This window comes from Vibrio owensii, assembly GCF_002021755.1.
GTDB classification, from domain to species: Bacteria; Pseudomonadota; Gammaproteobacteria; order Enterobacterales; family Vibrionaceae; genus Vibrio; species Vibrio owensii.
Genome location: NZ_CP019960.1, coordinates 410,559 through 426,349 on the forward strand (window position 1 = coordinate 410,559; position 15,791 = coordinate 426,349).

The 15,791-nt window shown below is 46.3% G+C and carries 15 protein-coding genes; 8 read left to right on the top strand and 7 right to left on the bottom strand.

Translation table 11 applies throughout. The annotated features are described in order from the left end of the window. The first annotated feature begins 3 nt into the window (after nucleotides 1-3). From norW to A9237_RS18380, 5 genes are all read left to right on the top strand, one after another. Nucleotides 4-1,152: an NADH:flavorubredoxin reductase NorW gene (gene norW, locus A9237_RS18360; protein WP_078608979.1), complete on the top strand. Its 1,149-nt coding sequence runs from the start codon at nucleotides 4-6 to the stop codon at nucleotides 1,150-1,152. Between the two features lie 42 nt (nucleotides 1,153-1,194). Then, nucleotides 1,195-1,533, top strand: coding sequence for a TehB family protein (locus tag A9237_RS18365; protein ID WP_005441220.1), 339 nt, complete (start codon nucleotides 1,195-1,197; stop codon nucleotides 1,531-1,533). 320 nt (nucleotides 1,534-1,853) lie between these two features. Then, on the top strand, nucleotides 1,854-2,711 hold the full coding sequence (locus tag A9237_RS18370; RefSeq protein WP_078608981.1) for a DUF2608 domain-containing protein: 858 nt from the start codon (nucleotides 1,854-1,856) through the stop codon (nucleotides 2,709-2,711). A gap of 425 nt (nucleotides 2,712-3,136) precedes the next feature. After that, a complete protein-coding gene (locus tag A9237_RS18375; protein WP_020194030.1) occupies nucleotides 3,137-3,460 on the top strand; it encodes a DUF3302 domain-containing protein in 324 nt (107 codons plus the stop codon). Next, nucleotides 3,460-4,455 (top strand): HlyD family secretion protein, encoded by a 996-nt coding sequence (locus A9237_RS18380; RefSeq protein WP_078608984.1) that lies wholly within the window; start codon nucleotides 3,460-3,462, stop codon nucleotides 4,453-4,455. Before A9237_RS18375 ends, A9237_RS18380 begins: the two co-directional genes overlap by 1 nt. A 65-nt stretch (nucleotides 4,456-4,520) precedes the next feature. Here the strand turns inward: A9237_RS18380 and A9237_RS18385 are convergent, their stop codons facing one another. From A9237_RS18385 to A9237_RS18400, 4 genes are all read right to left on the bottom strand, one after another. Next, nucleotides 4,521-5,426 (bottom strand): LysR family transcriptional regulator, encoded by a 906-nt coding sequence (locus tag A9237_RS18385; RefSeq protein WP_045417267.1) that lies wholly within the window; start codon nucleotides 5,424-5,426, stop codon nucleotides 4,521-4,523. Between the two features lie 144 nt (nucleotides 5,427-5,570). After that, nucleotides 5,571-6,506, bottom strand: a complete 936-nt coding sequence (locus A9237_RS18390) for an ADP-ribosylglycohydrolase family protein (protein WP_078608986.1) — start codon at nucleotides 6,504-6,506, stop codon at nucleotides 5,571-5,573. Between the two features lie 201 nt (nucleotides 6,507-6,707). Continuing rightward, nucleotides 6,708-7,940 (bottom strand): mannose-6-phosphate isomerase, class I, encoded by a 1,233-nt coding sequence (gene manA, locus A9237_RS18395; RefSeq protein ID WP_078608988.1) that lies wholly within the window; start codon nucleotides 7,938-7,940, stop codon nucleotides 6,708-6,710. A gap of 77 nt (nucleotides 7,941-8,017) precedes the next feature. Then, a complete protein-coding gene (locus A9237_RS18400; protein ID WP_078608990.1) occupies nucleotides 8,018-9,925 on the bottom strand; it encodes a PTS fructose transporter subunit IIABC in 1,908 nt (635 codons plus the stop codon). A 382-nt stretch (nucleotides 9,926-10,307) separates the two neighbouring features. Here A9237_RS18400 and A9237_RS18405 point away from each other — a divergent pair, with 382 nt between their 5' ends. Further along, the gene (locus tag A9237_RS18405; protein ID WP_005451367.1) at nucleotides 10,308-11,150 is read left to right on the top strand and encodes a helix-turn-helix transcriptional regulator; all 843 of its coding nucleotides are present in this window, start codon (nucleotides 10,308-10,310) and stop codon (nucleotides 11,148-11,150) included. Nucleotides 11,151-11,173: 23 nt separating this feature from the next. Here the strand turns inward: A9237_RS18405 and A9237_RS18410 are convergent, their stop codons facing one another. Both A9237_RS18410 and A9237_RS18415 read right to left on the bottom strand, forming a co-directional pair. Beyond that, nucleotides 11,174-11,950, bottom strand: coding sequence for a PTS sugar transporter subunit IIA (locus tag A9237_RS18410; RefSeq protein ID WP_005432062.1), 777 nt, complete (start codon nucleotides 11,948-11,950; stop codon nucleotides 11,174-11,176). Between the two features lie 12 nt (nucleotides 11,951-11,962). Further along, nucleotides 11,963-12,262, bottom strand: coding sequence for a PTS fructose transporter subunit IIB (locus A9237_RS18415; RefSeq protein WP_005441202.1), 300 nt, complete (start codon nucleotides 12,260-12,262; stop codon nucleotides 11,963-11,965). A gap of 232 nt (nucleotides 12,263-12,494) precedes the next feature. Between A9237_RS18415 and A9237_RS18420 the strand changes: the two genes are divergently transcribed. Next, nucleotides 12,495-14,366: a fructose-specific PTS transporter subunit EIIC gene (locus A9237_RS18420; RefSeq protein WP_078608992.1), complete on the top strand. Its 1,872-nt coding sequence runs from the start codon at nucleotides 12,495-12,497 to the stop codon at nucleotides 14,364-14,366. Nucleotides 14,367-14,429: 63 nt separating this feature from the next. Here the strand turns inward: A9237_RS18420 and A9237_RS18425 are convergent, their stop codons facing one another. Continuing rightward, nucleotides 14,430-15,317, bottom strand: a complete 888-nt coding sequence (locus A9237_RS18425; protein ID WP_078608994.1) for a LysR family transcriptional regulator — start codon at nucleotides 15,315-15,317, stop codon at nucleotides 14,430-14,432. Nucleotides 15,318-15,418: 101 nt separating this feature from the next. Here A9237_RS18425 and A9237_RS18430 point away from each other — a divergent pair, with 101 nt between their 5' ends. Further along, entirely contained in the window at nucleotides 15,419-15,787 is a 369-nt protein-coding gene (locus tag A9237_RS18430) for a DoxX family protein (RefSeq protein ID WP_078608996.1), read from the top strand. The last annotated feature ends 4 nt before the right edge of the window (nucleotides 15,788-15,791 follow it).

The following is a 15,791-nucleotide window of genomic DNA, read 5'->3' on the forward strand; positions in this document are numbered from 1 at the left end:
AATATGCAAGCACCTATTGTGATTATTGGTAGCGGCTTTGCGGCTTACCAATTGGTGAAAACAGTGCGTCGAATGGACGCACATATTCCGCTGCAAGTGTTTACTGCTGATGATGGCGCGGAATACAACAAGCCTGATTTGAGTCATGTATTCAGCAACAAGCAAACCGCCCAAGACTTGGTAGTTAAAAGTGGTGAGGCGTTCGCACAGGAACACAACATCGAACTGTTCGCCCATACCATGATTGAGCATGTCGACGTGCAAGCTCAGCAAGTGGTCGCCAACGGCCAAACCTATCCTTACTCCAAACTGGTGTTTGCGACAGGCGCGAAAGCCTTTGTGCCGCCAATATCTGGTGAGGCAGCACCTGAGGTGATAACGCTGAACTCGCTACAAGAATATCAATTAGCGGAAGAGCAAATCAGCCGCGCGAAACGAATTCTAGTAATGGGTGGTGGTTTGATCGGCGTCGAGATCGCCATGGATCTCGCAACCAGTGGTAAAGCGGTTACGGTGGTTGAGCCAAATTCCCGTTTTCTCGCTAACTTGATTCCTGAATTCGTCGCATTGCCGCTTGAAAACCAACTTAAGCAACAAGGTATTCAACTTGCCTTGGAGACTGGTGTAGTTGCGATCAATCGTTCAGATGATTCGCTGGTGGCAAGCTTGAGCAAAGGTAAAGCAATCGAAGCCGATGTAGTGATTTCAGCGGCGGGTTTACGTGCTAACACTTGGTTAGCGAAGGCTTGTGGGTTGAGTATCAATAAAGGCATTGAGGTGAATGCCCGATTACAGACATCAGCTGCCAATGTATTTGCATTGGGCGATTGCGCCGAGATCCAAGGCCGAATGATGCCGTATCTCCAACCGATCGTGCTAAGTGCCAATGTGTTAGGCAAACAATTATTGGGGCAAGAAGCAGTATTGAAACTACCGCCTATGATGGTAAAGGTGAAAACGCCGAGTTATCCAATTCAATTGGCAGGCGATTTTAGTTCGGTGACGAACTGGAGCGTGCAGATTTCTCAAACTGGCATTGCCGCGAAAGCAGAAGATGAAAATAGCCGACTCATGGGCTTCGTCGTGACGGGAGAACAAGTTACGCAAGCATTTCCATTGCTTCGAGAGTTGTCTCAAGCCGGTCAGGCTTAACCGATTTAAACGAAAAGAATTGTAATTAGAGAGGGTATTATTATGTCGCATCTACGAATTCCTAAAGACTGGACTGTTCAACGTTCAACGCCTTTCTTCACTAAAGACAATGTGCCACCAGCGCTACTGACTCATCACAATACCGCTGAGGGAGTGTTTGGACAGCTGTGTGTCATGGAAGGGCAAGTGACTTACTACGGCTTTGCTGATGAAAATGCCACAGAAGCAGAAGTAGTGGTGGTGATTAATGCAGGTCAGTTTGCTACCAGCCCACCGCAGTACTGGCACCGTATTGAGATGAGCGATGATGCTCAGTTCAACATCAATTTCTGGTCGAATAAGGACAAGAGTGGGCAAGCGATGTTCCACGCGAAGAAATAACGCATACAGAAGTTAATACAGCGCTAATTTGTCGGGAAGAAGCGTTTTCTATCAAGCTTAATCATTAAGCGTAGGCAAAAGGGTAGAGATTCGTCTCTGCTCTTTTTTTGTTTGTCGCAAGCTGGCGCCTTGAAGCACAGAAACTTTTTGGGAGATCCGATGAGCGGAGTTCCAAAATGAAACCTTGCTCCCATTTATGTGATGGACATCAACTATATAGTCGGAACGTAACAACAAGTTACTTTGTTTTTGTTATGTTATAACGTAAATATTGTTTGACGAACTCGAGCTAGTCGAAACAATCAAACTAAGGAAATACTATGACGCTAAAAAAAGCGGTTCTATTTTGCGCTCTGTCTTTTGCTACCAATGCAATGGCGGATGTGGTTGTCAAAGATACCAACAGCTTTAACGACGTTGCGGCTAAAGTAAACCAACTCAAACAAGCAGGAAAAAATCCCCTGATTGTGGTCGATATTGATAACACATTGCTGACTTCAACGTCCGATATCGGTGGTGATATCTGGTACCAGTGGCAACGAGGCAAACTCGATGTGAAGCCAAAAGAATCTGACAAAGTAGACTGCCTGTTCCAAGACTCTATTGGCATGTTGTACGAGCTGGTTCCGATGAAAACCATTGAAAGTGATGTACCTGCCATGCTTCGTGGTTGGCAAGATGAGGGCTTAACGGTTATGGCGTTAACGTCTCGCTCTCCGAACTATCGCTACGCGACCGAACGAGAGTTAATGCGTAACCAATTCGATATGACGCGTACCGCGCTTAAGGAAAAAGGGGCGGAATCTTTGCCGGTTTACATTGATAACCCTGAACGTCCGATGAGTTACATCAACGGCGTCATGATGACCACGGGAATGAACAAGGGCACCATGCTTGAGTACATTCTGGATAAAACAGGTCAAAGTTTCAGTGACATCGTGTTTGTCGATGACAGCAAAAAGAACGTCGTCAACATGGAAAATGCTTACAAAGACGACAAAGCGATGGATATGACGATTTTTCACTACACCAAGGTGGAGCACGACCGCATTGCTGCCAATGGCACGGTGCTAACGCAAGAGCAAGCCAACAAGATGGCAAGTGATTGGAAAGCGTTAAACAAAGTCTTGGACCAGATCGCCCCAGCGCGTATTGGTGACACTTGTTTAGGTCAGTAAACAGATAAAAGTGATTTTAGGTTTGTTGCTTGTGCCGGGTTATTAATACCCGTTTAGAGAGATGGAGGGGTCCAATCGATTTTTTCGGAATATTTACTGGTCTTGCAACCTTATCCAAAGCGATATCAATATTGGTATCGCTTTTTTTCTGCCTGTAGAAAGCGAGATTCAATCCTGTTCTGCTTATTCTGAAACTATTCAGAACTTGAATGAGTATAGAGTTCTAACTTGATGATTTTATGGACAATTAAATATCACTAAACTGTCATTTAAACAGGAATCAATAGTCCTGATGTAAGCCTCATCCTACTATTTCTTCATTGCGACGGAGCGACAAGCTTAAGGAAAGTCATCACTCAGTTACGTTTTAGCAGTGTTTAGCGCGTCTTAAATGTCTAGAACGTCTTAAACTAGGAGCTTCCACAATGAATTTAACCCTGGACTACGCCTCTCTGGCGATCTTATTTGTGGTGCTATTGATTCTGATTTTTGGATTGATTGCCCTACACGATATTCCCTACGAAATTGCGAAAAAACGTAACCACCCTCATGCCGATGCGATTCATGTTGCGGGATGGGTGAGCTTGTTCTTTCTCCACGTGATTTGGCCGTTCCTTTGGATCTGGGCAACCATGTACGACGGAGAGAAGAAAAACTGGTTAGGTGCTAAGCCTTCGATATCTCAACAAGATTACGAGCAACTGTTGGCTCGCATCAATCAACTTGAGCAAGCGAGAGGGGAAGAATAATGGAAACACTCATCATCCTAAGTTACGTAGCGCTGTGCGTTATCGTGTTTCGAGTATTTCGTGTGCCTAAAACCAAGTGGACACTCACCACGGCGTCGGTCATTGGCATGTTCATCGTTGGTTGGATTTTTCTCTACATGGCGATGTATCAACCGGTTTCTCGTATGGCGCGTTTGTATAGCGTGACGACGCCAATCACGTCTCAGGTAGAAGGCATGGTTACCCAAGTGTATGTGCAAGGAAACCAGCAAGTGAAAGCGGGTGACCCACTTTATCAAATTGACGACACGCCGTTTAAAGACAAAGTGAACCGTATTCAAGGTGACATCAAACGCACGGAATCAGCGATTGATTTTTACCAATCTGAATTAGTGAGATACAAAAAGCTGGGCAGCAAAGGTTACTCTTCTCAAGAGAAAATTGACAACATTGAGAACCAATTACTGGAACAAAAAGCCAATCAAAGTAAATACCAATCAGAGCTTGAGGTCGCACAGTTTAATCTGAGCAAAACCACCGTTACCGCACCAACGGATGGCTATGTCACGCAAGTGGCGCTGCGTCCGGGTATGAAGAGTCGTATTGTGCCGTTTCAAGGCAACCTGACCTTTGTTCATAAAGAAGACAAACAGTTGTTTGCTGCATTTAAACAAGCGCCAGCACGATATGTGAAAGTCGGTTATCCGGCAGAAGTGACCTTCAATACTATTCCTGGTCATGCTTACAAGGCGCATGTGACACAAGTGAATGACATTTTTGCTCAAGGCGCGGTATCACCATCAGGGAATATGAAATACCCAGAGCAAATTCCTGCTGGTGGCCGAATCTTAGTGAAAGTGGAATTGGATAATCCAAACTTAGTCAAAGACATGCCATTGCCATCTGGCACTGATGCACACGTCGCGGTGTACTCACCGAAATGGGAAATGTTCAGCATAGTACGTAAAGTGATTCTGAGAATGCAGAGTTGGCAAAACTGGTTATTCGAAGGCTAATGACATCAAGGGCAAGGCAGTAGGCTTTGCCCTTTTTCTGTGGGTGTACTGCTATTGCTCGTCTGTTACACAATGGATTGAGCGACCGCTTGTTTAATCGCATTCCTTAGCCATTCATGCCCTTTGTCGTTCTTTTGTGATTGGTGCCACGTCATGTAAATAGGCACCTTATTGGCTTCAAAGGGCAAAGGGAAAGCGTTCAATCCGAGCTTGCTTGCCAAGTTGTCAGAGAACCAACGCGAGGTAACGCATATCCAATCGGTTTGAGACACTAACTGCAGCGCTGTCATGGTCGAGCCGGTGGAGTAAGCCACTTGTCTCGGGGGAAGCGTATCTTCGATGATCAAAGAGTCTAAAGCGTTGGTGTTGAGCCGCTGCGTTCGCCAAGTTACATGAGATTCACGCATGAAGTCGTCGTACGTGAGTGCGTCCTGAATACGAGGGTGATCTTGGCTTACCGTCACCATAAGCTCTTGCTCAAACAACAATTCATTGTGATAACCATGATCCGTCAAAGGCACGGTAGCAAGAATCACATCCACGCGTCGGCGTCTTAAATCGTCTTGGCGGTCTTGTTCGTTTAAGTGTTCCACATCCGCTTCAATAGATACTAATGGCGCATGCTGGGATTTGTATTTCGCCAAGGCTGGCACGAGCATTAAATCGATATCTTTATGGCTAGAGATTCGAAACGTGCGTTGGCTGGTTTCTGGCGTGAATTCTTGACGAGATTTCGAACCGTTGATCAGCAGGCTCAAAGGCTCTTTGATTTCTGCGTGTAGCTCAATCGCGAAATTCGTCGGGACGATGCCTCTGCCTTGACGAACAAAGAGGGGATCTTGGTATTGATCTCTTAACTTGTTGAGTGCGTGACTCACGGCGGGCGCAGTGATGTTTAACGCGGTAGCGGCATCGTTGACGCTTTTTGACTTCATGACCGCATCAAACGTTTTTAACAAGTTAAGGTCCATAGGCTATCTCTTTGATTTGCTTTATCTTCAATGTAGGTGGATAGCGTAAAGATTTCGAGGATTATTTCTGTCAGGCGAGATTCAAATCATCACCAACGAAAAGACCAGAGTTTGGGTTCTGTTCTTTTCGTTGGTTGAAGAGGGTTATAAACATTGCAGTAAACGGCGAGGTAGCGCGGTTTGATCCATCCAATGATTTGGAATCGACATTGGTGTGTCGTAGTAACTTGCCCCAAGAATGGCACCGAGCGGAATAGCTCGTCCACTTGAATCGCCGCCACAGTAAATGTTCTCACGCATGGCGGTTTCGTAGCTTTCAGAGTTCATCAACAAATGACAAATCACTACAAATGAAGCATCTAAACCGCAATGCATTCCAACGGACTCCGCGACGCTGGTGGCGCTTCTGCCGCTCATCGCTTCTGCACGTTGAATATCGCTGGCAATCTTTGGAGAAACCGTCTGAGCTGCCATCACACACGCTTTGGGCGCAGCGCCTTGCAACGCCATCTGAATCATCACTGCGATAGCTTGGGAGTACATAACTGCGGTGTCGTTGTTATTGGTAACCCGCACGGCGGAGTCGACCAGTTTAGCGAGTTTGTCATCATCAGAGTGAAAAGCCACCAACGGAGGAAGCTTAGATAGTGCTGGATTTTGAGTGTCGTCAGCCCCACACAAAGTTACGCGCAGTTCTTTGGCTTCCAACTCATGAATGTTGAGCAATGTTTGCTTAGTCGGTTTGTCTGTATAGCCCTGCCATTTACCACCAAAATCAAACCATTCTCGAAAGGAGCGAATGTAACGCGCCTCGTCGTAGTGTCCGGTTTGAACCAGAGCATCTAACATGGCAACAAGCTGTGCGCCATAGTGGGTGAGGTCACCGACTTGTTTGCTACCGTGGGCAAAATAACCTTTGTCATGGTATTCAGTTCGATTCGGTTGATGAAATTCCGGATGCGGAGAACCAAACTGCCTGATGAGTTCTTGATCGTAAAGCCAATGAAATCCGAGAGATGCTGCATCACCGACGAGTGCGCCGATAATGGCATGAAGAGAGCGAGCGTTTCTATGAGTCATCTTGCCACCTTTATCAACAGGGCTACTCAATAAGTCTTACACAGTTTCTTGGTTTTGTAGGGAAATTTTTCTGTTTTGGATCAAGACTATAGTGCTTAATTAACCATTGCTTTACTAGGGTTAAAAAGATTAGGGTTAAAAGCAAAACGCCTCGCGAGTGGCGAGGCGTTGGTTTTAGTGACGTACTATTAATAATAACGATTAACTGTAAGCGCGTGCGACACGACCTTCACAATCCAAAGTAACCTGTTTTGCGTAAGCCGGAATGAAAACTGATTGTCCTTTTTCAATTACGCATGTTTCGCCGTTTGCGTGAGTTAGCACAAGTTTGGTGTCCAGAGGCATAAGGATCTCAGCGGTTTGAACTTCTAGAGTACGCTGGTGAGCTTGTTTAACGATGGCGAATTTGAAATCGTCCACAGGAATTGGGTATTCCAACATATCGTCGATTTCAGTCGGTGCAAGCAATAGGTTGTCGAATGGCTTCTCATTGAAGCGTGTGCACGCAACGAGCTCTTTCACGTCCATGTATTTTGGTGTCAGACCTGCGCGCAGTACGTTGTCTGAGTTCGCCATGATCTCAAGACCCGTACCTTTCAAGTAAGCGTGTGGTGTTTCTGCATCCAAGAACATAGCATCACCCGGTTGTAGGGTAATGACATTAAGCATCAGTGGTGCAAACAAACCAATATCGCCAGGGTATTGCTTCTCTAGCTCAAGAATAAGGTTGAACAGAGGTAAGTCGGTGATGCGAGCTTGAGCCAATAGCACCGTCAACGCCATCTCTTTCTGTTCGCCCTCTAGTGACAGTAGACCCGAGAAGAAGGTCGCCAAGCCTGTTGGCGTCTGGTTTGCGATAAGGTCATCCACCAAGCCTTGCAGCTCAGGAATCGCCAGTTCAGAGAAGAAGCTGATGATTTCACTTGTTGGGCGGAAGCCATTCATCGCTTGGTATTCGGTTAGCGCGTAAACCAACTCAGGTTTGTGGTTTGGATCTTTGTAGTTACGGTTTGCAGCGGTTAGGGGAATGCCTTGTTTTTCTTCCAGTGCAAAGCCTAGCTCTGCTTGTTGTTTGTTTGGGTGAACCTGAATCGACAGCGCTTTCTCAGCGGCAAGCACTTTAAACAGGTATGGAAGTTCACCAAAACGGTTTGCGACTTCTTCACTCAGAAAGGCATTCATGTCTTGAGCAATCAGCGAAGAGAGTTTGGTCTCCTCACCGTTTACCATCACCAATGAGCAGCCGTTTGGATGCGCGCCCATCCATACTTCTGCTTGTGGTTCGCCCGTTGGGTTTTCAATGCCAAACAGTTGGTTAACAGAAGTAGTACTGCCCCAAGCGTAGTTTTGAATCACGTTGTTCATCAGGAAAAACATCGGATGCTTAGCTTGAGTTTGAATCGTTTGTGTATCGGACATCGTTAAATCAGACATAGAGTGTCACCATGAGAGAAAATCATGGCTTGGGCGACATTGCCCAAGCCATAGGAGCCATTTGGGGGTAGGGGTGATTAAGCGGCTGCTTGCATCATTTTTGCTTTGCGAACTTTCTTCAGAGTTACACACGTTACTGCGGTAACCACTGCGCCAGTTGCCATACAAATCAGAGCAAGTACTGGGTGGTTCATCGCGCCAAGTAGAGCGACAACTGGACCGCCGTGAGCAACACTGTTGGTAATGCCGAATGAGAACGCCATTACTGCCGCTACCATTGAGCCAAGTACGTTTGCAGGAATCACTGACATTGGATCTTGCGCTGCGAACGGAATCGCACCCTCAGAGATACCAACCAGACCCATTGCACCAGCTGCTTTACCCGCTTCGGTTTCTGATTCTTCGAACAGGTCGAACTTACGACCAAGCGCCGTTGCCAGTGCCATGCCTAGAGGTGCTACAGGGATTGCACACGCCATTGCACCCATAAACTGAGTTTGACCGCTCGCAATCATGCCCACAGAGAATAGGAATGCGACCTTGTTGAATGGACCACCCATATCGAAGCCAGCCATACCACCAAGTACGATACCCAGTAGAACGACGTTACCTGTACTCATGCTCGTTAGTAGCGCAGTCAGGCCGTCCATTAGACTTGCGATTGGCGCGCCGATAACGAAGATGAAAAGACCAGCGATGAATAGCGAACCTGTGATTGGCGCAATCATGATTGGCACTAAAGGTTGAATGAATTTGTGGTAGTTAATCGACGTAATCCACTTCACGAAGTAACCCACAAGCAGACCAGCGATGATGGCACCGATAAAGCCTGTACCAGCGTCTGCGCCGTAGAAAGAACCGTTGTTTGCAATCCAACCACCGATCAAGCCAGGAGCTAGAGCAGGACGGTCAGCAATCGCGTAAGCAATGTAACCCGCTAGGATTGGGATCATCAGCGTAAAGGCAACCACACCAACGTTGAGGATTTGGTTCCACATGCTGCCTTCAGGAATTGCCATGCCCGCTTCACTTGGCTGACCACCGACGGCAAGAGCAAGTGCAATCAACAGACCACCCGTTACAACGAATGGGATCATGTGTGATACGCCGTTCATCAAGTAGCGGTAAAGGTCCGAGCGAGCCTGAGAGGCTTTGTTTGCCACAGACGCTTGTGCATTGCTGCTTGCTTCTGCTTGGTATTCTGGAGCGCTTAACGCTTCGTTAATCAGACCTTGAGCATCGCGGATAGGGGCTTTTACGTTGGTTTTTACCACGCGTTTGCCCGCAAAGCGGTTCATGTCGACTTGCTTGTCACATGCCACGATGATTGCGTCTGCACGCTCGATTTCTTCTGCGGTTGGGCTGTTTTTCACACCGATTGAACCGTTCGTTTCAACCTTGATTTCGTAACCCATCGCCGCTGCACCTTTCTCTAGCGCTTCTGCCGCTAGGTAAGTGTGCGCAACGCCCGCAGGACAACCAGTAACACCAATGATGAAGCCTTGGTTTGCCGGTGCGTCTGTCACTGCTTGAGGCTCTTCTTTAGCAAGTAGAAGTGCCAGTGCGTCTTGGCTGTTTGCTGCACCTAAGAACGCATCAATGAAACCATCTTCGATCAGTTTTGAAGACAGCTCTGCAAGTACTTCGATATGGTGGTTATCGCCACCGTCTGGAGAAGCGATCATGAAGAACAGTTTTGAAGGCAAACCGTCTTCAGCGCCGTATTCGATACCTGATTTGCTTACGCCGATCACAACCGCTGGTTCAAGAACCGCGGCACTTTTCGCGTGCGGGATAGCAACGCCATCCTCAAATCCGGTGTTACCTAATTCTTCACGTGCTTTTATATCTGCAAGAAATTGCTCTTGGTCTGAAATACGACCTTGGGCGTGTAGAACTGCAACCAGTTCTTTAAATACGTCTTCTTTTGAAGTCGCTTGAAGATCAAGCTTAATCAAGTCTTCATTTATTAGTTTGGTGATCATTGTCGAACCCCTATAAATATAATTTTTATTTCAGGGGTATTTTGAAATTAACCAAGCGGGGACAGTAGTGAAGAAAAAATGCATTTACTGGACGATTGTAACCGCCCGGCTAGAGTGTGATGTAGATCGTCTACTGGATAAACTTACTGCATATCTGTGACATTATGTGGAAGTCGATGAACCATAAGTGAAATGTGTTATTGCTCCCATATATAAGGGTTTAAGGACTTTATTGATGATTTACTAGACTGGATAATTGATACGTTAACTGGATTTTTGTAACCTTAAAATGGAAGTGTGATTTTGCTCAATAGCACAAAAATCCAGTAGGGTGTATATCTATAGGTATAGCATCATGGATGCGTGTTTAAGAGTACGTAAAATGATTTTTCATGATTTGATTTCATCAGTATTAAACGAGCGAGAACCATTCCACAATATATGGTTTGCTGGTGATTTTCATACACCACCTGAATTTAGCTATCAGGTTAACTTCCCTCGATTAGAATTGGTTTTGTCTGGTGAATATATTAATGAAATGGAAAGTCATGATCGCAAAGTGACGCATATCGTGGCGAAAACCGGTGATGCGATATTTATTCCGCCTAACTGTTGGAATAAACCTGACTGGGATACAGATTGCTCGGTATTAAGTATTCTCTTCGGTCGCCGTCAATTGGGTTTGAGTCTCGTGTCCAAACGTAAAGGGGAAGCGAGCTTTTACGATATTCAAAAACACAGCATTCAAACCCGTTCTGGATTTGCCATTGATAATATCTTGGAAGCGCTGAGTTCATTGGCTCGTGAGTGTAATAAGAAGCCAATGGATGAGTTGTTGCTACAAGCCTTGCTGCAATACGCTAAGTCGATGTTAGATGCACCTATAGAGACGCAGGCGCACAGCCGAGTGCAAGATCTGTATCAGGGCATTTGTATCTACATCCAAGAGAATTTCCACCGCCCAATCACACGTGACAGTATTGCGTCGAGGTTCAGTATCTCTTCTAACCATTTGTCGCGTTTGTTCCGTCAGCAAGGTCACATGACGTTAGCCGATTACATTACGTGGGTACGGGTAGACCGCGCGAAGTTTATGCTCAAGAAATACAACTTTAAGTTGAATGAGGTATCGGTGCGCTGTGGATTCAAAGATGTGAACTACTTCTGTCGAGTATTTAAGAACCGAACGGGCAGAACGCCGACGGAATATCGCGGTTCAATCTAGAACAGAAATCAAAACAGTAAAGACTAAGCGAGCAGCCTCGACATGGCGTACATCAGAAGCGCCTGCAAGTCGACGCTGCTTTTTGTTAGCAGTAAACGTTCAGCCATTTGGTCGGTCAGCAGATTACGAGTTAAGTTGGTTGCCGCAATGATGTGCTCGCGTGTGGGTTTTGCTGGCATTACTAATGCTATAGCAAGATGCACTTCACCCATTTTAGATGCCCAATCCATCGGAATCTCGTTCGCGATAACCGCTACAGAAATGTGGTCCACACCTTCGAACATGACATGGGGCAGGGCAATGCCTGGTGTTACTGCGGTCGAAGAGCGTTCTTCGCGTTTGATAAAGGCGAGAATGAGTTCGTCTGGGTGAATCGGATGAATAAGCTGCGCTAGCCCTTTCAAGCACTCAAATTTGGTGAGCTCGGTGTGCGCTTTGGCGTAATGCCATTGGATTTCACACGGTGGGCAAATCTGGGGAAGACGCTCTGCAAGTTGGCTTGAGAACTCGTAATTAATGTGGGAACCCACAACGGTAAAGTTCTCAGCAATGATGTCTTTGATAACGAAACAGGCAAGCTCGGCATCAATACCGATGGCAGTGATTTGACACAGGTCGCCTTGCTGCAAGCCGACCTGTAAAACCGCGACTGACTTGGTGAGTTCAGCGATGCGGTTTTGGGTTATGTTAATGATGTGTATGGTGCTTTTAAACTTTTTGGCGACGCGATTGAGCGGCTGCGCTACGTGAGCACTGGCATTAATATCGTCGACAAAAAAGGTGATTTGGTATTCGTTCATCAGCACAGCGTATCATCGACAGTGCACGAGGAACACTTTATCGACATTGAGTAACACATCTTCAATTGGGATTTGGACTTTGTTGGTGCCTTCAAAGCGGGCTGGCTGTTCAATCTCAATATCGGACACAATTAAAACACGATCCGCCTGTGCAATGTCGTGGGGAGTGAGCTGATTCTCAATACCCATCGCACCTTGCGTCTCGACCTTAATTTGTACGTTATGCTTAGGCGCAGCTTTCATTAGAGCATCTGCCGCCATATAAGTATGAGCGATGCCTGTAGGGCACGCTGTCACCGCTACGATTTTCATGTTCTATCCATTTTATTTTTTGTGGATTTTAGCATAGTGGTCGACGAAAGGATGGATTTAAAGCAGATAATCGCAAGAGCTCTATCACAGTTTAAATCTCATGTTACATTAATCCAGTTAATGCACTTTTTATCCTGTATTGAAAACAGAAAGTGTTGGTTACTCTGTACACAGTCATAGATGGAACAAATAACTCATGACTCACGAGCGTGAACATTGCAAGGTACAAACAATGGACATATTAAACCTTATTGAGCCGGAAACCATTTGCTTGGATTTGCAGGCTCAAACCAAAGATGAAGCGCTCAAAGAGCTCGTCGAATTGTTGGATGCGGCGGGCAAGCTCACTAGCAAAAGTCAGTTCTTGGCGGACATTTGGAAACGAGAAGAGATTGGCAATACCGGCTTTGACGAGGGTATTGCCATTCCTCACGCCAAAAGTAATGCAGTCGCTAAACCCGCAGTCGCAGTGGGCATCAGCCGAAAAGGGATTGATTACGGTGCCGATGATGGCGAACTGTCTGACGTATTTTTTATGTTGGCTTCTCCGGATGGGGATGACCATCACCACATCGAAGTCTTGGCACAAATTTCCACCAAAATCATTGAAGATGGTTTCGTCAATAAGTTAAAAGCGGCGGAGTCAGTGGAGGAAGCGCGCGAGCTACTTACCGATATTCAATCGAACACGAATGACCCTGGTATCGATCCTTTAGAGTTTGCGTCTGAGCCACTCAGCCCTTGGGCACAAAAGCTCGGCAGAATGAAAGAACACTTGCTGTTTGGCACCTCTCATATGATTCCGTTTATTGTCGCGGGCGGCGTGTTGTTGTCTCTATCTGTGATGATTTCGGGCCATGGCGGCGTTCCGGAAGAAGGTATTCTGGCAGATATCGCTGAGATGGGTATCGCAGGTTTGACGCTGTTTACCGCGGTATTGGGTGGTTACATTGCCTATTCGATTGCGGATAAACCGGGTCTGGCTCCGGGTATGATTGGCTCATGGATTGCGGTTAGTCACTACAACACCGGCTTCTTGGGCGCGATTGTGGTCGGATTTTTCGCAGGCTTTGTGGTTTGGCTACTGAAGAAGATTCAACTGCCGGACAGCATGAGTTCGCTCGGCTCGATCTTTATCTACCCACTGGTTGGTACGTTTGTCACCTGTGGCGCAGTGATGTGGGTGATTGGTTCACCGATCGCGAGCGCAATGACGACCATGAACGATGTGCTCACGGGTATGGCGGGCTCAGGCAAAGTGATGTTGGGCACTGTACTGGGTGCAATGACCGCATTTGATATGGGCGGTCCTATCAACAAAGTGGCGACTTTGTTTGCTCAGACTCAAGTGAATACTCAGCCGTGGCTAATGGGTGGTGTCGGTATTGCGATCTGTACTCCGCCTTTGGGTATGGCGTTAGCGACTTTCCTATCTCCAAGTAAGTTTAAACGTGATGAGCGTGAGGCCGGTAAAGCCGCGGGCATCATGGGCATGATTGGCATCAGTGAAGGGGCGATTCCGTTTGCTGCAGGAGACCCAGCTCGCGTACTGCCTGCGATTGTTGCTGGTGGCATTGTCGGTAACGTGATTGGATTTATGTTCCATGTCATTAACCATGCTCCGTGGGGCGGCTGGATTGTACTGCCAGTCGTTGATGGCAAGATTGGCTACATTGTTGGCACAATCGCAGGCTCGTTTACCACAGCATTGATTGTCATTGCGCTTAAGAAGACCGTCACAGAAGACGACAGTCCGGTTGGTCAATCTCAAGCTTACACGTCTGTGCAAGGCGAGGGCGAAGCAGACATTCTTGCCGTGACATCTTGTCCATCTGGGGTGGCACATACCTTCTTAGCGGCAAAGTCATTAGAGAAAGCCGCCTGCGCGTTAGGCATTAAGATCAAGGTCGAAACGCAAGGTGCGAACGGCATCATTAACCGAATCACTGACAAAGACATCGCCAACGCGAGGTTTGTTATCTTCGCTCACGATGTGGCCATCAAAGAGCCGGAGCGCTTCAGAAAAATGAAGGTATTGGATGTCAGCACTAAAGACGCGATGCTCAATGCCGCAGCACTGTTGCAGGCGAAAAGAATCCCTTAAGTATGTAGCCCCCTAACTAAGGCTATCTGCTAGTTAGCTCCATCATTTTTGATGGAGCTTTTTTTATCCCTTAGAAAAGTGCTTAACCAAGAAATCAATGAAAGTGCGAATGCGCTGAGGTTGGTACTCACTATCTTTGTAAACCATGTACATTGGTAGCTTAACTGATTGATATTGCGTTAGTACTTGAATTAACTCACCGTTGTTAAGCTCTTGTTCTACCATCCATTTTGGCATTGCAGCGATGCCTTGCCCAAGCTTCGCCATTTGCACCAACATTTCAGGACTATCACTTCGAACCTGCTCTTTCACTTTGACTTTAATGGTTTCATTTCCATCGCTAAAACGCCACAAGTTAGATGGATTAGAGAGTGAGTAGGTTAAACAAAGATGTTTGCTCAAATCGTTAGCGGTATGAATAGGTTTGTGCTTGTCTACGTAACTGGGAGACGCGAAGTAAACTAATTCGTTATCCATTAACCAACGCGCTTTTAAACCCGAGTCTTTTAGGTAGGCGGCACGAATCGCGATATCAACATTGCCTTCAACTAAATCGACAAACTTGTCCGAAACCGACACATCAACGCTAAGCTCTGGATGTTGGTTGAGAAACTCATTCAGTGGCGCAGATAACAAGCGAACGCTAAACGCACTCGGCACTGAAAGCTTGAGCTCGCCAGAGACCGACGCTTGTTCTTGTCTAAGCTGCGACTCGAAGGAATCCATTTGTTCTGTGAGTGTCTGCGCCAGCTCGAGATATTGTTTTCCACCAGAAGTTAAGCTGATAGCGCGAGCATGACGGTGAAACAAGGTGATACCAATTTCTCTCTCAAGCCACGCGATCTTCTTACTCACTGCGCTCTGAGTGGTATTGAGCTCATTGGAGGCCAAGGTAAATGAACCTAACTGAGCGACACGAGAAAAGACTTTCAAACAATCAAATTTATCCATGACGCATTCCTACTTGGAATGATAAGTAGCTAAATACTACTCTCCTTAAGTTTTAAGTGGAATGCTTTAATAGTTCCATCATCTGTTCGGGAGTTAAAATTATGGTGTTTATTCAAGGGTTGTTAATCGCGTTTTTCTTGTTTGCCAGTTCTATCAAAATCATCGGTTGGGTGAAGCCGATTTTTGAGCCACAGCTCGCTTTCTTTCATAGATATGGACTGAACCGTGCCGCTATGTTTCTAGTTGGACTGGTCGAGGTAACGGGTGCAATTTTGATGTTAATTGGCTTGTTATCGACGAACAACTTGTTAAGTGCGATAGGTGCAAGTTTTATTGTTTTCACCTCAGTTGGTGCGATGTTTTTCCATTTTCGTTTTGATACTTGGAAAGATGCGATTCCGTCTATTGTGACGCTTTTATTATCACTTTTGGTGGCTTCACCTTTGATTGAGTTTGTTGCGCTTATTTAAGACG